This is a genomic window from Aquimarina sp. MAR_2010_214 (assembly GCF_002846555.1).
In the GTDB taxonomy this organism is placed as follows: Bacteria; Bacteroidota; Bacteroidia; order Flavobacteriales; family Flavobacteriaceae; genus Aquimarina.
The window spans coordinates 4,531,282-4,550,268 of record NZ_PJMS01000001.1 but is presented as its reverse complement, the minus strand read 5'-3'; the positions used below and the strand labels follow the sequence as shown (position 1 = coordinate 4,550,268).

At 31.6% G+C, this 18,987-nt stretch carries 18 protein-coding genes; 3 read left to right on the top strand and 15 right to left on the bottom strand.

Annotated features, from left to right (window positions below):
• From ATE84_RS19515 to ATE84_RS19505, 3 genes are all read left to right on the top strand, one after another.
• The gene (locus tag ATE84_RS19515) at positions 1–555 is read left to right on the top strand and encodes a hypothetical protein (RefSeq protein WP_101449559.1); all 555 of its coding nucleotides are present in this window, start codon (positions 1–3) and stop codon (positions 553–555) included.
• A gap of 1,264 nt (positions 556–1,819) precedes the next feature.
• Positions 1,820–2,668, top strand: a complete 849-nt coding sequence (locus ATE84_RS19510) for a cadherin repeat domain-containing protein (protein WP_101449558.1) — start codon at positions 1,820–1,822, stop codon at positions 2,666–2,668.
• 438 nt (positions 2,669–3,106) lie between these two features.
• The gene (locus ATE84_RS19505; RefSeq protein WP_143273673.1) at positions 3,107–3,730 is read left to right on the top strand and encodes a hypothetical protein; all 624 of its coding nucleotides are present in this window, start codon (positions 3,107–3,109) and stop codon (positions 3,728–3,730) included.
• A 112-nt stretch (positions 3,731–3,842) separates the two neighbouring features.
• On the opposite strand, the gene ATE84_RS19500 is transcribed toward ATE84_RS19505, so the two are convergent.
• The 15 genes from ATE84_RS19500 to ATE84_RS19430 form a co-directional block, all read right to left on the bottom strand.
• Positions 3,843–4,610 carry a LytTR family DNA-binding domain-containing protein gene (locus tag ATE84_RS19500; protein WP_101449556.1) on the bottom strand — a complete coding sequence of 256 codons (768 nt, stop codon included), beginning with the start codon at positions 4,608–4,610 and terminating at the stop codon, positions 3,843–3,845.
• Positions 4,611–4,614: 4 nt separating this feature from the next.
• A complete protein-coding gene (locus tag ATE84_RS19495) occupies positions 4,615–5,637 on the bottom strand; it encodes a sensor histidine kinase (RefSeq protein ID WP_101449555.1) in 1,023 nt (340 codons plus the stop codon).
• A gap of 169 nt (positions 5,638–5,806) precedes the next feature.
• Complete coding sequence (locus ATE84_RS19490) at positions 5,807–7,573, bottom strand: CocE/NonD family hydrolase (protein ID WP_158237304.1); 1,767 nt, start codon at positions 7,571–7,573, stop codon at positions 5,807–5,809.
• A gap of 383 nt (positions 7,574–7,956) precedes the next feature.
• Positions 7,957–8,397 (bottom strand): carboxymuconolactone decarboxylase family protein, encoded by a 441-nt coding sequence (locus ATE84_RS19485; protein ID WP_101449553.1) that lies wholly within the window; start codon positions 8,395–8,397, stop codon positions 7,957–7,959.
• A gap of 55 nt (positions 8,398–8,452) precedes the next feature.
• The gene (locus tag ATE84_RS19480) at positions 8,453–9,052 is read right to left on the bottom strand and encodes a YceI family protein (protein WP_101449552.1); all 600 of its coding nucleotides are present in this window, start codon (positions 9,050–9,052) and stop codon (positions 8,453–8,455) included.
• Positions 9,053–9,077: 25 nt separating this feature from the next.
• Entirely contained in the window at positions 9,078–9,446 is a 369-nt protein-coding gene (locus ATE84_RS19475; RefSeq protein ID WP_101449551.1) for a SnoaL-like domain-containing protein, read from the bottom strand.
• A gap of 66 nt (positions 9,447–9,512) precedes the next feature.
• Entirely contained in the window at positions 9,513–10,112 is a 600-nt protein-coding gene (locus ATE84_RS19470; RefSeq protein ID WP_101449550.1) for a Crp/Fnr family transcriptional regulator, read from the bottom strand.
• Between the two features lie 253 nt (positions 10,113–10,365).
• A complete protein-coding gene (locus ATE84_RS19465) occupies positions 10,366–10,932 on the bottom strand; it encodes a GNAT family N-acetyltransferase (RefSeq protein WP_101451107.1) in 567 nt (188 codons plus the stop codon).
• Positions 10,933–10,936: 4 nt separating this feature from the next.
• Positions 10,937–11,869 carry a M43 family zinc metalloprotease gene (locus ATE84_RS19460; protein WP_101449549.1) on the bottom strand — a complete coding sequence of 311 codons (933 nt, stop codon included), beginning with the start codon at positions 11,867–11,869 and terminating at the stop codon, positions 10,937–10,939.
• A gap of 18 nt (positions 11,870–11,887) precedes the next feature.
• Positions 11,888–12,826: a leucine-rich repeat domain-containing protein gene (locus tag ATE84_RS19455; RefSeq protein WP_101449548.1), complete on the bottom strand. Its 939-nt coding sequence runs from the start codon at positions 12,824–12,826 to the stop codon at positions 11,888–11,890.
• Positions 12,827–12,945: 119 nt separating this feature from the next.
• On the bottom strand, positions 12,946–15,129 hold the full coding sequence (locus tag ATE84_RS19450; RefSeq protein ID WP_101449547.1) for an Ig-like domain-containing protein: 2,184 nt from the start codon (positions 15,127–15,129) through the stop codon (positions 12,946–12,948).
• A 764-nt stretch (positions 15,130–15,893) separates the two neighbouring features.
• Positions 15,894–16,403 carry a hypothetical protein gene (locus ATE84_RS19445; RefSeq protein WP_143273672.1) on the bottom strand — a complete coding sequence of 170 codons (510 nt, stop codon included), beginning with the start codon at positions 16,401–16,403 and terminating at the stop codon, positions 15,894–15,896.
• A gap of 12 nt (positions 16,404–16,415) precedes the next feature.
• Positions 16,416–16,700, bottom strand: coding sequence for a hypothetical protein (locus tag ATE84_RS19440; protein WP_101449545.1), 285 nt, complete (start codon positions 16,698–16,700; stop codon positions 16,416–16,418).
• 77 nt (positions 16,701–16,777) lie between these two features.
• Positions 16,778–17,374 (bottom strand): Crp/Fnr family transcriptional regulator, encoded by a 597-nt coding sequence (locus ATE84_RS19435; RefSeq protein WP_101449544.1) that lies wholly within the window; start codon positions 17,372–17,374, stop codon positions 16,778–16,780.
• 389 nt (positions 17,375–17,763) lie between these two features.
• A complete protein-coding gene (locus ATE84_RS19430) occupies positions 17,764–18,915 on the bottom strand; it encodes a histidinol-phosphate transaminase (RefSeq protein WP_101449543.1) in 1,152 nt (383 codons plus the stop codon).
• Between the last annotated feature and the right edge of the window lie 72 nt (positions 18,916–18,987).

The following is an 18,987-nucleotide window of genomic DNA, read 5'->3' as shown; positions in this document are numbered from 1 at the left end:
ATGAGAGGATTAGAAGTTTTAATTTCGAGTTTGACGGAAGGAAAAACACTTGTTAATAAATACGATTTCGATGATAGGGTGTATTTATTTATACATGATGATGTTAATTTAGACTTAGATAAAATTAGAAAAGATGGTGATCTTTCAGGAGTTAGCCCTCCTAAAGTTTATTATTTGAATAAAGAAACAATGACTTCAGAAGAAATTCATCATATAGAATTTTTAGACTATATGATAAGAGAAGGTAAAGAAAGTGTTCTTATTGATAATACACCCAAATCATTAGAATCGGTATTAGAGTCAATAGAAAGAAAGAAGGAAGTTACCACAGGGAATATTTTCACGCTTAGGAATATTTATTTTCCAAATGTTAAGTGTGATATGGATGGATTAATGGATGAGAAAAAAACTTTTATTGTTAATTCAGATGACCCTCTTTTTCTAGTTTTTTTACAAGATAAATTTAAACCATTAGGAGTGTATTATAAGCAGTTATCAGAAAGTAGATTACTTATAGAACCAATGTTATCATCCAGATCCGCGAAGAGTGATTAAATAAAAAACGATATTGCTTTGCAAATGTCCCCCGCTCGGGTATAGCGTGTCTGATTGCTAGTGCTAGTGTCCACACTAGTACCGGTTATGAGTAAGCGGTGTGAGTGGATGGGTCAAGAGAGATAAAATCAAGGAATAACAAAGCTACCTAGAAATAGGTGGTTTTTGTTTTTTAGAAGTATGCTAACCTAGCTTTAGCATCTCTGATCATTGCATCGATTGTAAAAAACATATGTTCCCTATCGGTATCGGGCAGTTTTTGCCAGCTCTGTGAAGAGTGATTAAATAAAAAACGGTATTGCTGCGCAAATGTCTCCCGCTCGGGTATAGCGTGTCTGATTGATAGTGCTAGTGTCCACACTAGTACCAGTTATGAGTAAGCTGTGTGAGTGGATGGGGCAAGAGAGATAAAATCAAGGAATAACAAAGCTACCTAGAAATAGGTGGTTTTTGTTTTTTAGAAGTATGCTAACCTAGCTTTAGCATCTCTGATCATTGCATCGATTGTAAAAAGCATATGTTCCCTATCGGTATCGGGCAGTTTTTGCCAGCTCTGTGAAGAGTGATTAAATAAAAAACGGTATTGCTGCGCAAATGTCTCCCGCTCGGGTATAGCGTGTCTGATTGATAGTGCTAGTGTCCACACTAGTACCGGTTATGAGTAAGCTGTGTGAGTGGATGGATCAAGAGAGATAAAATAAGGAATAACAAAGCTACCTAGAAATAGGTGGTTTTTGTTTTTTAGAAGTATGCTACCCAGTGCTCCGCAAAGAGTGATTAACTAAAAAATGTAATGCTACGCAAAGTTTCCCGACTTCGCGTGAGAGTACAGTAATACAGATGATATATAAGTGTATAGGTTCAAAACACATAATTATTGTAAAAAAATATTTTCCAGTTCCGAAAAATGAAACTGAGAGCTACTATTATTGCATTGTTAATTGTAACAACACGAATTTGTAATCGTGTTATTATAATTCCACAGATATTCCCGTTAACGGTCGGTTGTAACTAGTCCCGTATCAGATTGGTTTATGAGTAAGAGTAATAAAATAGGTAATAAAATAGAAGAGCTTCCTTATACCATGTGAAAATAAAAAGAGGGAAGTATTAAAAACATAAGAAACAAAAGATTCAGATTAAGTATTAGCAAGTTCATGTTAATGTAGTTTCATAAAAATCAGAATAATAATAAAACGGGGTCTTTTTTAGGAGTATATAGGATAAATAATGTAAAATTTTAAACAACAAATAAGAATAAAAGATGAGTAGAGTATTAAAGTACATAGGAGTAGTATTGATTCAGGTTTTAGTATTTCAGTCCTGTAGTAAGGATGATAGTAGTAATGAACTTGAAAATCAGGGCGTACCAACGCTAAGTGCTAAAGATTTTACATTGACGCGTGGGGAGGCCAATTATAGTCCTTCGATAGGTAAGATAGAAGCAATATCTAATCAAAAAGATATAGTGTATAAATTACTATCTCAAGAACCAGAAGGAGCATTGAGTATCGATACAGAAAGTGGAGATTTAAAAGTAGGAGATATATCTTATTTTGATTATGAGTTTTTTCCAGTACTAACAGGAGAAGTTGAAGTATCCGCAGGAGGTCTTACAAAAAAGGTTTCAGTAACGATTACTTTAACAGACGAAGAGGAATCAGGATCTAAGATTTTTAGATATCAAAATGAGTCTTATAGTTTAAAAACGTATAAAGAGGGAACTTTTGGAGGAATAGAAATACTGTCTTCTGGTGTTAAATATGGCTCAGGAAGTCAGGGTCTTAGAGGTAAGGGTAATGTATTGCGTTTTTCTATTATTGATAAGCTAAATAATATATCAGAAGGAGTAGTGCATACTTTTACTAAGAAAGATATTGATAATGATTATGTTGGTATTGCAATTGATCACGATTTTGATGCAGATAGTAGTATGCCGAGTTCAGGTACTAAAAGCGTCACAGAAGCAAAGATACTTTATAAGAAAAAGCATAATGATTTTTACGATCCAAATGCCAATTATTTTATATTCAATGTGCATTTTATGTTCAAGTTTTCTGATAATACCATTCTAACAGGAACATATAATGGAGGAGGAAGTGAGGCTCGTTAAAAAACTGTTTTTAGCTCTACGAAGAGTGATCACTAGTGCTAGTTTGTGCCTTAAATTCGTGAGGAAATAAAAGAAGATAATAAGATAAAAGCTACTGTAACAAGTAGCTTTTGTTGTTTTAATAAAAGTAGCCCAAGAACCTTCAACATTATCGAAGGTATCAACTTGTTCTCTAAAGAAAAACACACAGTACATAAATCGTCCAGTTGTTTCCCGGTCCAGCAGCCTGGATCTTTTTTGTGTTTTGTAGTTGCAATATTTTTATAGGAGCTATATGCCTTTATAAACAGCACTTTAAATACTGTGGCATGATATATGTAATATTAAAAATAGCAGCCCTATTTAAGCCAATTTGTAAAATAATAACAAATCAGTATTGTTAGAGTTTTGAAAACAGCTTATGAAATTATAAATTTGAACAACCTAAAATAAATTGCTATGATCTACAGAATAAGCCTTCAAAACGTAAAGAAAATATTACTTATGCTAGTGATATCTTGCTTTTTTATGCAAGTAAATGCACAAAACGAACTTGTTTCTATTCAATCTATTAGTGATCAGGAGTTTGAAGTAAGGAGTCTTAATGGTATTCCTTTTACAGTAGTTCTGGAAGAAAGTAATAGTGATGGACAATTTCATTTAGGGATTAATAATAGCCTTACTTTTAAGGTTGGGGATATGATTGGTAAAAGAAGTACTGTTAGGATTGTGTTTGAAGATGAATTATACCACTCCTTAGAGAATAAATTGATTAAGCAATATCAAACAGATTTGCAATGGATCGAAAACTTGCTAGGAGTTAAAGAAGGAGAATTTAAAAAACTCCCTTCACGTCCTGTTTTTACAGAAGCAGGTTTGGAGAAATTAAAAGGTACTGTTTTTGAGTATGTTAACACAGATCAAGAAGAAGAAGACTTCTATAAGTGGATAGAAAAAATAAACTACTCTGTTGGCGCAGTGAAATATTTTAGAGATTTATTTGCCGCATCTAATGGTGAAAGTAATGAACAAAGACGTCATTTTTTACCGATCAATGTGTATAATGCACTTCAGGGAAATTAATAAACAAACTACTACCTCTTGTAGAGAGTTTATTCGTATTACATCTTGATACAAAATCTATTGTTTTCAGTAGAAATATAGTTTAGTAGGTAATTTCATTTGAGAAATGGTATTATTTTCCATCTAGCCATAATCTGAACTCAGGTGTTCGAGAACCACTTGTGGTAAGAACAGTTTTATCTGATAAAATAATTTGCATTTTATTTTTGAAATAGGGTTCAACCTTTTTAATAAAAGCGATATTGACAATTTCGCTCCTGTTGATTCGAAAAAAGTGTTGAGGATCGAGTAATTGTTCTAAGTTGGATATTTTATAACTGATATTGTGCTTTTCTTTATGGATATCGACAAGAGAACAGAAATCTCCCAATGCTTTGAAAAATATAATATCTGCAACTGGTTTAACGATGATACCGTTTTCCTTTTTAATGCTAAAGCGTTGCTTATAGTTTTTAATACTTTTATGTAACATTTGCTCTATCATACCAAAAGCATCCATGTTCAATTGTGTCAGGTTGGACTTTTTAAATAATTGATCATATTTATACATGGCTTTATTAAAGCTTTCTTGTGAATAAGGTTTAACCAAATATGCAATTCCATTCGTTTCAAAAGCATCTTCCATATATTTATTATACGCAGTACAAAAAATGATAGGGCAGTTTACCTCTAATTGGTGAAATAATTCAAAACTACTTCCATCTAAGAGCTTAATATCTGATAGGATCAAATCACATTGAGCAAAAAGTTCTTTTTCTTCAAATGCATTTTCTAAAGATCTAAACCATCCTAAGATTTTGACTTCAGAATTGTGGTCTAATAAGTATTTTGAAAGTTTATTGAATGCAGGAATTTCATCTTCTAATAGTATAACTTTCATGTTTTTATTGCGTTAATTTCTGAATAAGAGGTAAGGTTATTGTATAGTGATCATCTATTGCTACTTCAATAGTTCTATTACATAGTATCTTGTAACGTGATTGTAGGTTATTTAGGCCTATACCAAAAGATTTTACGGGGTTTGTCTTTAAACTTATATTGTTACTGATTGCAACATGCTCATCTTCAATAATTATTTTGATAGTAATAGGATTTTGTTTCGATGCATTATTATGCTTTATGATATTTTCAAATGCAGTTTGAATTGCACAGGGAGGAATCAATTTATCTTCATCTTTTTTACATTGATTTATAATTTGAAATTGGTAATCATTGCCAAATCGTTCTTTGATAAGATAGATATAATCTTTGGCAAAATCTATTTCTTCATTTAAGGACACAGTATCTTCATCTATAGTTGCAAGTAAGTATTGATACAGTTTTGCTAGTCGCTCTATATAAGGTTTAGCTTTTTTAACATCAGTATCAATGAGGGCGTCTAAGGTGTTTAGATTATTAAAAAGAAAATGAGGATCAATTTGACTTTTTAAGACTCTTAGTTCATTAGATTTTCGTGTACTTTCATTTTTAAGTAATTTAATTTGAACTTCAATATTTTTATTAAACATAATAAGACCAAATAGAATACTGCTTATAATTAAGATATAGAGCAGTAAACTTAATACATCAACAAAAAATTCATGCTGACTAACAATTAATTTGGCTTCAAATAATAAATTATAAATAAATATTTGCGGAACAAGTAGGAGGAGGGTAATGGCAAATATCTTTAGTAAAAGAATAAGATAGTATTTGTTTTTGAACTCTTTTAACCATTTAAAAGCAATTAAATAAACCAGGACGATTGCATCAATTGATAGAACTATCCATATAGGATATATTTCAGGTTCTTTATTTCTATCATCATCAGTTAGAATTGGTAATAAAGAAAAGATTATAAAAAATATAATAAAGATAATTTTATCGGTCCTCTTAAGCTGGTAAAGGGCAGGTTTTTTTTCTTTCACTTGACAGTAATTGTAAATAACAGGTTATTACTAATTCAAAAATAGTTCTTTATACACCATAAACAACAAAGCTTTTGTAATCAAATTAGCCATAATTGTTCTTCAATTATGACTAATTTATTACTTATACCATTTGAGGAATGGTATTAAATTAATTTGAAAGAAACAATTAGTGTACAATCGGTAAATCAATAAAAGAATTACTTCCTTTATTTCTATAGAATGTCCACTCTGGATCACCATTCTTAGGAATTCGGTCAAAAGTATTATTATCTGCTCCTGCAATAGCAATTCTAATACGATGCCCTGCTTTTATCTTTACAGATGTAGGCAAAAGTTGAAAGTTAACTTCTACAATTTGATTTATTGGCATAGTAGATGCATCAGCTTCTAAAAACGAATGAAAAGGGATTGATTGATTGAAATATGGGTTGGTATTTTCTTTTTCATGAATTAAATTTAGACCGCCTTCTGTAATATATCTACTTTGTCCGTTTTCATCAACATCTTCTAAATAGACCAAGACCAATCCTTCTTCATGAGTAGACGACATTTGTAATGAGATAACAGGCGTGCCAGAAATTTGTACATCTTGAGAAAGTGGTTTGGTGGTGTAGGTGAGCATTTTTGAATCCATATCACCTCGATCATGTAGCCCCATAATCCCATCGTTGATTTGACCAAGCCATCTGTTTGCTTCGCCAGTAGATGTTGTAAAATCAACAGCATATTGATCTTTTCCTGTTAAATCTGTTGGTATGGTCTGATGCAGCTCAAAATTGTTTTTAAAGTAAAATCGTTCTTGATTGACTCCTTGTGGTGGCCATACATCACTACTTAAATAGGTTTCCTCACCAAAATTGTAATACAATACATTGGGCCATGCATGTACTCCTTTGTCTATTCCCTTTAAGTATGTGTCAAAGAAATCGAGATGTAGTTGCATTATTTTCTCAAAACTCATAGAAGGTGAAATCAATTTATCTGAGACAATATATGGGCTTGCATGAGACTCAGCGCCATGATCATCAGCCATTAAAATAACTTTTTGTGAGTTACTAAAATATTGAAAACGTTTAATAGCCCCATCAGCAGAACCCGCATCGAGCCAACTTGCAAAAACTAACATCGGTACATTAGATGCTTCGATTTTCTCTTTCCAGTATAGGGGAGACGATTCTAGATGACTATATGTACCTTTGTTTTTTGAGTCTTTAAAACTATTATTGAAAACAAAATCAAAAACATTTGGATTTTGACTATGCATTGCAATGGCCTCTTTCATAAGAGATTTATCTGCATCATTATCTACAGGAGTTGCTTGTAATCCATTATCAATTTTGTCTACTAAATCGCTCCACAGGGAAATAAAACCAGAAGAAATGGCTCCATAAGGTCGAGCAGGGCTGTCGTAAATATCAAAGTCAGACCAACCAGGAATAACAGCTTTAACAGCCGGATGTTGCGTTGCAGCCAATAACTCAGCTGATGTACCCGAATATGATACGCCATAAGAACCAATATTTCCGTCGGACCATTCTTGATCTACGAGCCAGTCTAATATGTCTTTAATATCAGAAACTTCTTGTGGAGAGTATTCTCCTGGTCTAACACCAAAAGAGGCAGAAGAACCACGGGCGTCGACAACAACTAAGGCATATCCTGATTCTGTAAAAAAACTTTGCATCCTGGCTTCACTCTCTCTACCATATCTTGTATTTATAAAGATAGTTGGCACTTCGTCATCACTTGTTAAGTCTTTTGGTAAATAAACCGTTACTGCTAGCCTTGTACCATCAGAAACTGTCACATATTGAGAGAATTTTGTAGAAAGTGATATGGGATCAGGAGTTGGAGTAGAAATAAAATCATCATCATCATTACAACTTATAAAAAAGAGTAACATAAAAATTAAAGCAAAAAAGTTAGATTTCATATTGTTATTTTTGTTAAACATGATTTATACTTTATCAAACAATACATGTGTTTCTCCTTTTTTGATTTAGTTTATTTCAACTATGAAATACTGATAAGAGATACAACCAATTTAATGCACTGACTGATTTGTGAGACAAATAAAAAAACTAAACATATGTATTAAAATCACTTTTTGTCGAAATGGGGTTATATCCCTTTTAATTCATAAAATAGACCTTTTAATGTGTTATGAGAAAATGAGTAGGTTGTAGTATAAACATTCTATACATTGAAACTTCTCTGTTTTTTGAGAGTGCCATAAAAACAGCATATACCAAGTAGATTTAATTCAAAAAAAAAGACCGAACATAGTTCGGTCTTTTGTATATATACTGCTCGTTTTCAAAACTCCATTTTGGTAGCAACGGCAATTCTATTCCAGGAATTAATACTTACAATGAGCATAATAAGTTGCGCAATTTGATGTTCATCAAAATAATCATTAACAGTATTATACACCTTACTAGAAACGCCATTTTCTGCTATTCTAGTAATCTCATCAGTTAGCGCTAAAGCTGCGCGTTCTTCTCCACTAAATAATGTAGATTCTTTCCATACAGCTAGAGCAAAAAGCTTACGTGCTTCAATATTTATTTTTTGTGCCTCTACAGTATGCATATCTATGCAGTAGGCGCAACCATTTATATATGAAGCTCTAATTTTGATCAACTCTTTTAATTGAGGAGCTATATTGATATCTGCTAGATATTGTTCCATAGCAAGCATAGCTTTATACGCATTAGGTTCTAAATCTAGTACATTAATACGTGGGTCTTTATTCATAATTATTGCCTTTTTTTAGTCATTGTAACGAGTTTAGAGAAAGATAGTAATGTATTTAGTTTACATTGGGATCTTTCTTTACGAGTTCTAGTTTTATAGTTATCTCAATATCTTCACCTACAACCATACCTCCATGTTCTGTCTTTGCATTCCAGGCAACCCCAAAATCAGTTCTATTTATAGTTCCGGTAGCCTTAAATCCAGCTTTGGTATTTCCAAAACCATCGTTAGCTATAATTCCACCATGAGAAACATCTAATGTTACTTTTTTTGTTATGCCTCGCATGGTTAAATTTCCTTTTAATTGATATTTATTTTTACTTTTCTTTTTAAAAGATGTACTTTTAAAAGTGATCTTAGGGTACTTCTCGACATAAAAGAAATCTTCTGATTTTAGATGACCATCTCTTTTAGCATTTTCTGTATTAATAGAGTTAGCGTCGATATCAAAAGTAATTTTGGCGTCTGAGAAATCATCCTTATTACTTATAAAACTTCCGTTAAATGAGTTAAAGTTTCCGTCAACTTCAGAGATTACTAAATGTGAAACCGAAAAGCTAACTTTTGAATGACTCGCATCTACATTCCATGTAGTTTTTTGTGCAAATGAATATGTTGTCGCTATAAATGCGATTACTATTGCTAATTTCTTCATTTTTAAATTATTTAGATATGTTTATTTAGTTTGTGTAATAGAATTTTTCGTTGATGATCTGGCCGTTTTCCCAGCGTTGTATAGCCAATTGAAGATAATTTCTGGTCCCCCATTCTTTATGATCAAAATCAAAAGCCCATTGTACAACAGAAATGTTGTCATTGATCAATACGCTTTTTACTTCTGCATTTCTAAACTGAGTGATGTTACTTACAAAAGCTTCTTCTAATTCTCTATTTGCATCTTTACCAAATGTAGGAGGATTCTCATTTTCTTGCATGATTACATCATTTGCATAAAATTCTTCGAATGCTTCTAAAATTTGACCGTTTTGGATCATGGCATTAAGAGCCACGACTTGTTCTTTTACACTTGTTTTTGTTACTTCTATCATGAGTATCTTTTTTATTAATAATACTACAAAGATGTAACAAGACTAAAAGCTATGCATTCACTTAGGTTAACTAATGTTAGAGGTGCTATTTTTATTGAAGATTTGTTTACGAATACGGCTTAACGACTGAGGTTTTATACCTAAATAAGAAGCAATTAATAACTGTGGTACTTTTTGAATAATTTCGGGGTGCTCTGTTACGAGTTCTAAATAGCGCTGTGGTGCAGATTTACTTGTAAACCCAGAAATACGTTGTAAAGTGCTTATATAAGCTTTTTGGATAAGAAGCCTCTGAAAACGTTCAAAAGCGGGAATGGTATCACAGGTCTTTTCAAAATTATCTTTGTTTATAATAATGAGTTTGGTTTCTACAATTGCTTCGATATTTAATTTTGAGGGTTCTCCAGAAAGGAAACTGTACAAATCAGCTATCCAATAATTTTCTAAAGCAATTTGTACTACATTTTTTTCTCCTTTTTCATCAATTGAATATGAGTATAGTCCACCTGAAACTACAAAAGCAATATAATTAGCCATTTCACCTTCGTTTAAGAAATGCTCATTTTTGTTCACCACAATTGACTTCGTTTGAGTTAAAAATTCTTCAAACTCAGCTTCGGTAATAGTAGTTTTTTCTAAAATGTTTTTATAAAGAAGTTGACTCATATACTCTTTTTATATACTGCGTGTTTTAATAATGATTAGTTAACCCGTTGTGAATTTGAGGTTTTTTAATTCGAAATTCTATTCTCGATATACTTCTTCCTTTGGTCGAAGCACTCGAATTGACGAATTTTTATGCTATTAATTTTTAAATGCACAATAGGTTTAGTTAGTCTAAATGTACTATCTTTTTGAGTTGATATAGTTTAAAAATTGTACTATTTTTTCTATGGATACTATATTACTCCTAAAATATTTATGAGTATTTAAAATCTACTTCCAATAATGAAAAAATCTCGCTGTCTAGATATTTTCCATCGAAATAATAATTTTCTTTAAAATACCCTTCTTTTCTAAATCCTACTCTGTACAAAAGCTTCTTAGAGCTTTCATTTTCAGGATTAACATTAGCTTCAATACTATGTAGGTTTAAATGAGTAAATCCAAATTTAATGAGTTCAACCATAGTTTCTTTCATAAAACCTTTACCCCAAAATTGAGGTTTTAATGTATATCCTATCTCGGCTCTATGATTTTCTATAAGTATTTTCCAATATGCAAAATCACCAATAAATGTGTTTGTTGATTTTTCTATAATAGCCCAAAATAGTCCATTTCCTTTTGTATAGGTTTCTATGTTTTTTGAAATAAAACTTTTAGAATCTTGTAACGTTGAATGAGGATTTGAATCCATATACTTCATCACATTTTTATCTGTTCGAATATTCTGGATATCTGAAGCATCACTCATCATAATTTCTCTAAATATGAGCCTTTCACTTTCTAACTGAGGAAACTTTTGAAAATAAATATCATTAATCATTTTCTTAATTTTTATAATTAGATTTATTATTAAGGTATAACTTTCGTCTTGCACCTCCTTCATTAAACAATTCGCGCATTCGCTCTTTTTGTCCTTTGGTAAACATAAACATAGCATCATCATGTACATAATCCATAAAATTCATGAACATATCATTACTGTTGCAAGAAATTTGAGGATGAACAGGATGGCCTGTTCTTGATTCATATTGTGAAGGTGTATCTTCTACTAGATCAGAAGATACACAATCTTTGTCTTTTGCAAAAATATGTTTAAGATGTAACCAATGCCCAATTTCATGAGTAGCAGTTCTTCCAAACTTATGACCATCAGCCAAAGGTTCCAGAGTTCCAAATACTCTTGGATCCATAACTACCCCGTCGATTCTTGGGTCAGATTCAGGAGGATTAGCATATCCGGGAAGTGCTAAATTACCTAAACGATTTGAATAATCAGCTATCCAAATATTTAGATATGTATCGTTTGGCCAGGCATCTTGCCCACCTTTATCAGAAAAATATAATGAACGCTCTTCAATATTTTCTATGTCCTCATGTCCATCAGAGGCAATAACCATACTTTCGGTTCTAATTATACCAGTAGTCGGGTTTCCGTTAGGGTCTATGGTTGCCAATTTAAATTCGATACCTACATCGGCTACTAAATGCTTAAACTCGTCAGGCGTGTTTATATGATCGGGATTTAGCTTTCTAAAATCTTGATTTAATACATCGATCTGAGAATGTATTTTTTCATCGCTAATCACAAATGGATCTGGACTGTAGTTAATCACATGAATTACTACCGGAATTGAAATTATTTCTTCAGGAGGAACATTCGTTGGTTCTTCAGGAAGAGTAGGTACATTAGTTTTGTCACAAGCATTAAAAAAAAGTATAGAAAAAAGGAAGGTTAAAATAGTGGTAGACCTGGTCATTGGATATGTTTTTATAAACTAGTTACAATTGGTATTTAATTCTTGATAATCAGCCTTTGTGAGGTTAGGAATGTTCTGTTCATGGCCTATTTTAATACAGAATAGATTTGGGTTTCTATCTATGGTTAGAAAAATCAATTTTTGAAGATTACTTACATCGAATTCAGTAAGTAAATTACTAGAAAAATGAAGTGTATGAATATCAGTGTTTTTTTCTAGGTTAATACTCTTAATTTTGTTGTCTGAAAGTGCTACTGTTTCCAATAGGATATTTGTACTAAGATCCAACTTAGAGATTCTATTGATTTGTGCTAAGATGGTGGTTAAATTTACAGCACCTTGAGTGTCCAGGGTTGTTATATGATTATCTCTTATAAATAACGTTGTTAACGTGGCATTTTGAACACTTAGCTCTTCTAATACATTAGTAGATAAACTTAACCATTTTAACTTAATGGCTTTAGATAACCCAGTAATTGAGCTAAGGTTATTCACGCTAAGATTTAACTTAATCAATTCGGTATTGTTGCCAATATCAATACTTTTTATATTGTTTGAGGAAAGGACTAACGTATCCAATTGCGTATTGGATTTTAAATCTATTGCTGTTAGATTGTTTCCTCCTGCATATAGTCTTTTCAGGTTTATAAAGCCTTCAATTCCTGTTAGATCACTAATTTTATTAGCATTGAAGCTACTTAAATCTATACTGCTCACCTCACCAGCATCAACTTTTAACATACGGTGGTTAATCTCATTGTCAGAATCGATTCCTAGGTTTATCAGTTTTTTTTCAAATTCTACATCAGGGATATTGAGGTAAATAACATCTTCTGATTCATCTTCATTTTTATTGTCAGAGGAACAAGCAATAACTAGATATAATGAGGTAATTAAAAATAGTAACGATTTTAAAAGCGTTGTATACTTGTGGGACAATAGGTGTTTTGTTTTCATTAAGCGTTTTTATTTTTTGGACAATAGTGCTACTACTATGTGACCGAATTATTCCATTAACTTTTTTAAGTATTGATATTATAATTTCCAACTCATCTATATTAATATGAGTAGTTCTGTTAATTAAATACGTCCTTTAAAAACACAGGATACTTTCTGAAATCAGGAACATGATATAGTGATTCTACAAAATCTGAGACCTTATCATAATTCACATTGTTCTTAAGTACCTTATTAACATAGTCATTATAATTAGATATGTTTTGATAACGACTAAGCTCTAATTGTTCTGTTTGCCAAAAAAGATCTAAACTAAATTTGTAAAAGTTTAAGTCACTCAATTCATCTGGAAACTTAGGGATAATTACTTCGCTTTTGTTTTTCTGGCTATCATAAACCAATGTCCAGCTATAATCATAATAAGGTTCGATCGAGTATTCATTTTTTAGCCATAACCTACCAACACTATGTGTAGTTCCGCTTGTGACAATTTTTATAGTATTACCAGAAGATGTATCATAATCGATATCCCAATTAGGTTTGCTATAATTGGTTAGAGGTATACCTTTTCGTTCGGTAATATAGTCTTTAGAAACAAGGCGGTGCTTATATGTCTCAAAAGTAGTATGAAGAGGATAAGAGATAGAGGAGTTGATATCAGTGTTTTTAGATGTAAGAGCGCTGTTAAATAATTCGTGATACACGTTATTAGAATAATCATTTTGATTGGTATACCCAAAAATTGAAAGTATAGGCTGCAAATCAACTTCTGGAAAATAACTCTGAAGTACAAAATTATTAAGTACTACATTTTGATCGCCAAATGCAGTACTGTTAAGCGCAAAACTATTACCAATTGGACGGTTTAAAAATTGATAACGGTAACTTGTCTCGGGAGCGTTGTTGTCATATGTATAGAAATAGATTTGATTTGTTTTTTGAGGCCGCATTAGTGTTAGCTTAAATCTATCATTTGCTTTTATTCCCTTATAATCTACTCCTTGGGATTTAACGATGTCGTTTGCAGAAAAACCATTCATGGTATAACTTGTTTCAGATTCTTCAGAAAATGTATTACGAGGAGCAAGGTGCAAGGTTCCTGGAGAGGTTATCGTTAGGTTTTGAATAGTGGAGATTCGATTAAAACCGCTATTTTCAATTTCATAAAATGTAATCATAAAATTTTCTGAGTCATCAATTTTCTCTGTAGCATATAGTACAATGTCTGTCATTCCTGATTCGATTTTAACTATACTTATAGGGCTTCCGTCTGATTTTGATGCAAATACCCAAGATTTCATGATGTTAGTCGATAAATAATCCTGAGGAATTTTAAGACGAATAAGAACTTGTGTTGTTTTAGTATTGATGGATAATTCACTAACATTATCCAAAGCATCTTTTGCAATAAATGTAAATCTTCCATCTCCAGATGTATAGTCATCTGGATTAAAACTGAAAGCAGTAATGGCACCATTTTCAAAAAAATGAATACGTTCATTTCTGTATAAAACTTCCAACGAATTTATTTCTGAAAATTCATCACTAAGTTTAGGTTCGAACTGAATGATTTCGGATATTGTTTCTCCTTCATTAATGGCATCTATAGTGATTTTAGGGCCCGTATTGTCCGCAATAAAACTAATCGTCAGTTTAGCGATTTTATTATTCGAATCAGAAGCAATAATCTCTATATTGTGTCTACCATCATTTAGATTAGATGTAGCTATGTTTACGTTATAATTCTTATCTGTTATGGTAGCAATAGTAACGTTATCTACAGATATTGCGACACTACTTATATCTTTATCATCACTAACTTTAAAGGATAATATGTTGATATTGCCAGCAAGTATTGATTCATTGCGAATTGAAACATTAGTAATAGCTGGTAATGTATTGTCTATAATAATTGCTATATCTTTTGTAGAAGAGAAGTTTCCTGCAGCATCATAGGCCTTAATTCTTACAGAATGATTCCCAGAATTGTATTGAGAAACATCTATGCTAAAATTAAATGGAGGAGTGGTATTATTAGCTACTTTAATAGCATCTATAAAAATTTCAATAGTAGTTACTCCCAAGTCATCGGTAATATCAATATCAAGCTCTAGAGTAGTACTAATTAGTATAGGAGTATTTATATTATTTCCAGATACGTTATTTATCGTAAATGAATTGATCGAAGGAGGAGTCGTGTCTTTTTCGACCAAATTATTAGAATCATCACTGCTACAACATTGTAAGAGGATTAGAATAAGTAAATAGTAAATGGTTTTAAAATGTTTTTTTTTGCTTAGCATAGGTGTTGAATTTTATATATTCATAGATGACGCATTACGTTTACTTCTATTGATTATATATTGCTACTTGTTCGTTTTATGAGTTAAATAAATTGATGATGAATAAGATGTTAAGGTTCAAAGATTTCTTAATGGCTTTGATGAAAGCAAAACTGATAAATTCACAATGAATAAAAATTGATCTAGATCAATTTTTCATGCTATTTACTTCTTTAGATGTTCTTTAAAAAGAGGTCAGTTTTAAAAAAGATCTTTTTGTTTGGATCATGCCTATATAGTTTTTGAATTATAAGCACAAAGATGTATGTGAATTATATCTAATGCATTCACCTAGGTTAATTAATGTAATATTGTAATAACAGTTAAGAAAGCTTTACTTGACAAAGGTTTGTGTTGGGTGAAGTGTAGAGCTACAAGAACAGCAGCTATGTAAAAATTAGAAGATCATATAAATTCCTAAAGTTTCTGATAGTTTTAGGAATTTATATGATTTTGTGTTTAGAAAGGCTCGACCCAAAGTCCTGAGAATACAGAAAGTGTAACTTATTAAATAAATAGAGGTTGTTACTTTCAAAAAGTCATGATCACTTTTACATCAATTTAGATATGGAGTAGCAAAACTTGAGCTAAATTTGGGTTTATTACCATTTTTAGTACTTACATCAGATATATGGTCAATACGTTTTTTATAGTACTAAAACAGAAACTATATTTTTTGGGTAATTTAGTGAGATAAAGAAAATTAAAATAAGTAAAAGTGATTTTTATTTAATACTGATACCATATCCATTAACAGTTTTTTCCATTAATACACCCGCTTCTCCTTTTTCTTCAATCCAAAGCTTTATACTAGTTTTTTCTAAATTACCAGGGTAGCTTCCTTTTCCATGGATATACTCAAATTTTACCAGATATTCTTTTCCTGCTTCGAAAGAAAAAGGGTCAAATGATTCTATCGGAATGGCAATCTGCCCTTTGGAAACAAACCTAAGTTGTATTTTGTGTTCCCCGGGTAAAAGCAAAATTCCTTTTGCACCATTCATTAGACTATTGCCTGGTATATCGTTACCATCTACTTCGATAAAATAGGCATACTTTTTTTTCTCGTTGACGGTTATAATACGCACTAGTTGTTCTGCAGGGAGTTCGGGTCCTTCATATAATTTAAGAACAGTGATTTTATTTTTTTTCTTACGATTCTTTTTTTGTGCCATACTTGGCGTTATTGTCAATACCATTAGAATGGTAATCAATATTATCTTAAGTATTTTCATGTGTTTTAGATTTTATTTTTGTGATTGTGAGAGTTGACAGCTAGTAAAGAATTCTTGTGTTCCACCGCTATCTGTTTCTTCAGTTTTGGTGTTTTTTAATTCATAATCCAATATTTCTTCTTTTGTTTTGTCACATAATTTAAATTCATCTTCTTGCCTTAATATCTGAACACCATCTGCATCTTTGGTCTGAATGATTCTTTTACATTCATAACAATCTTTAGAGGGATTATCATCATCATTACTACAAGATGTAAACAATAAAATAAGAAGGGATAGAGTAAAAGCTTTTTTCATAATTTATAGGGTTTATTAGAAATGATCCTCAAAATTAAGCTTGGCTTATCTATTTTCTATCTACATATGTAAAGAAATCATTTATCCAGAAGAATTTTTTTCCTGATTCTACTTAATTGGGTGGGAGTGATACCAATGAATTGTGCTATATGATATTGATTGACTAAATTTTCTAATTCTGGATATCTTTCCTTAAATAATTTATACCTATTATCTGCCTGAAGGGTGAAATATTCAAATTCATTTTGTTCTTTCCCTCTGAAGAAAAGTTCTGTAAGCTTTCGACTCCATTCAGAAATTTCTCTATTTTTATTTATTAAATCTAACCAATCTTCATATTTACCTTCTAACAACTTTACTTTGGTCAATGCTTCTATGTTTACCTGATTTATAGTACTAGTGGTCATAGATGAGAGTGCTCCCACAAAAGATATAGGAGTTTTAAAATGGATTGGAGTGAAAAAAGTCTTGGTATATTGAGAGCCATCATCTTTAGATATATAGGCCCTAAAAACACCATCCAGAAGAATTCCTAATTTACTTTCTACACGCCCTGTTTTTGCAAAAAACTCTCCTTTGTAATATGTTCTTTCTATAAATATCTCTTTGATCTGATCCCATGAATTTTTGGATATGGGAGATACCATATTTAGGTATTTTCTTACTTCTTGCATAGCAAACTTTTACAAAAAAATAAAGATATAATTTGGAAGTTATTTTGTGAGTTATGGAGTTGTTAAAATCAGAGCAATCACATTTAAAACTAAAGAATTTCTTACCCTTATTTTTTACTCAAAATTGGTTTGATTTCAATTTAAATAATATGAAGCGCTGATAATTAAATGCTTATTGGTGCAGTGCGAATGAGTTCCTTATGAATATGGGAGGTAGAATAGGAGATATGCTAATGATGAGAGTTTTTGTTTGCTTTTAATGTAATGTTATTTAGGTTGGAAAACCAAAAACAAACAAGACTTTGAGATATTTTAGAATTATTGGAAATATTGAGAACAAGTATATTGGACACGATCCAAAAAAGTAAAATCTGAAAGGAAAGAAATGGTTATAACCATTTCTTTCCTTTCATTTTATCAAATAAGAAACTTATGTCATCCTTAGACCCCATAGTTACTCGTGCCCAATTCGATTTCGTTGGCCAACCACCGGCAAGCAAAATTTTATTCTTCAACATAAGCTCTTTGTAAGCTTTAAAGTTTTTAACATCAAAGTATACGAAGTTAGCTTCACTGCGAATGTAATTGAAGCCAAGTTTTTCAAGTTCATTGCAAAATGCATTTCGTGTTTCGATATTGTTATTCTTTGATGTTTCTAAGAAGACATCATCTTTTAATGAAGTAATTGCGGATGCAACGCTAAGTGAATTAGGCATATTACCAGGAAATCCTAAAGTGAATTTTTTCTCCATTTCTGCTATAAGCGATTCTGGCCCTAACATGAAACCAATTCGTAAACCCGCTAAACCATATATCTTAGAGAAAGTACGAGTAACAAGAACATTTTTTCCTTCTGCAATGAGAGGTGCCATTGATTTATTTCGCCAGGAGTTCATAAAATGAATGTACGCTTCATCAACAAGTACGGTAGTCTTATCAGATACAAGCCTACAAAACGATTTTAACCTTTCGGTTTCTATGACGGTCCCTGTCGGGTTATTAGGATTACAGAGAGTTAAAAGACTTGTTTTAGAACTAATTCTGGATTCCATTTCTGTCAAATTCATTTTGAAATCTGAATCTACTTCAACTGGTGTGACTTTTGCTCCAATCTTTCTGGCAAAAAGCCCAATTACGTCAAATGTTGGACTGGGAACAATTATTTGTTCTCCTTTACTTCCAAAATGAGTTGCTGCCCATATTAAGGGTTCAAAAGATCCATGACCTAGTAGCACATTCTCGGGCTTCAAGCCTTCTTGCTTTGCTATCAATTGTTTTAAGGCTTTTGCATCATATTCATAAAAAGTTGAGTATCGATTGCTACGAAATATAACTTGCTTAATTATATTTTCTACACTTTTGCTCGGACCAAGATGATTTTCATTGTAAAGTAACCTTCTTATAGCATTATTGTTATTATCGTGATCTGTTCTATAATAGTCTCCGTTAATTTCAGAAAAAGCATTCAAGGGAAATAGACTTAAACCTGCAGATGTTGCCAAAGAGTTTTTTAACCATTGTCTTCTATTTATTGTATCCATAATTTTAAAGTTTTTTCTAAATCAACTAAAAATTTGGCATACTGTCTATCGAATTCATGAATCCAATAGAGA

Coding starts and splice junctions, on each gene's coding strand:
- ATE84_RS19460 (WP_101449549.1), bottom strand. CDS start 11,869: ATGACCAGGTCTACCACTATTTTAACCTTCCTTTTTTCTATACTTTTT.
- ATE84_RS19475 (WP_101449551.1), bottom strand. CDS start 9,446: ATGATAGAAGTAACAAAAACAAGTGTAAAAGAACAAGTCGTGGCTCTT.
- ATE84_RS19440 (WP_101449545.1), bottom strand. CDS start 16,700: ATGAAAAAAGCTTTTACTCTATCCCTTCTTATTTTATTGTTTACATCT.
- ATE84_RS19450 (WP_101449547.1), bottom strand. CDS start 15,129: ATGCTAAGCAAAAAAAAACATTTTAAAACCATTTACTATTTACTTATT.
- ATE84_RS19455 (WP_101449548.1), bottom strand. CDS start 12,826: ATGAAAACAAAACACCTATTGTCCCACAAGTATACAACGCTTTTAAAA.
- ATE84_RS19490 (WP_158237304.1), bottom strand. CDS start 7,573: ATGAAATCTAACTTTTTTGCTTTAATTTTTATGTTACTCTTTTTTATA.
- ATE84_RS19435 (WP_101449544.1), bottom strand. CDS start 17,374: ATGCAAGAAGTAAGAAAATACCTAAATATGGTATCTCCCATATCCAAA.
- ATE84_RS19470 (WP_101449550.1), bottom strand. CDS start 10,112: ATGAGTCAACTTCTTTATAAAAACATTTTAGAAAAAACTACTATTACC.
- ATE84_RS19430 (WP_101449543.1), bottom strand. CDS start 18,915: ATGGATACAATAAATAGAAGACAATGGTTAAAAAACTCTTTGGCAACA.
- ATE84_RS19515 (WP_101449559.1), top strand. CDS start 1: ATGAGAGGATTAGAAGTTTTAATTTCGAGTTTGACGGAAGGAAAAACA.
- ATE84_RS19510 (WP_101449558.1), top strand. CDS start 1,820: ATGAGTAGAGTATTAAAGTACATAGGAGTAGTATTGATTCAGGTTTTA.
- ATE84_RS19465 (WP_101451107.1), bottom strand. CDS start 10,932: ATGATTAATGATATTTATTTTCAAAAGTTTCCTCAGTTAGAAAGTGAA.
- ATE84_RS19500 (WP_101449556.1), bottom strand. CDS start 4,610: ATGAAAGTTATACTATTAGAAGATGAAATTCCTGCATTCAATAAACTT.
- ATE84_RS19505 (WP_143273673.1), top strand. CDS start 3,107: ATGATCTACAGAATAAGCCTTCAAAACGTAAAGAAAATATTACTTATG.
- ATE84_RS19445 (WP_143273672.1), bottom strand. CDS start 16,403: ATGAAAATACTTAAGATAATATTGATTACCATTCTAATGGTATTGACA.
- ATE84_RS19485 (WP_101449553.1), bottom strand. CDS start 8,397: ATGAATAAAGACCCACGTATTAATGTACTAGATTTAGAACCTAATGCG.
- ATE84_RS19480 (WP_101449552.1), bottom strand. CDS start 9,052: ATGAAGAAATTAGCAATAGTAATCGCATTTATAGCGACAACATATTCA.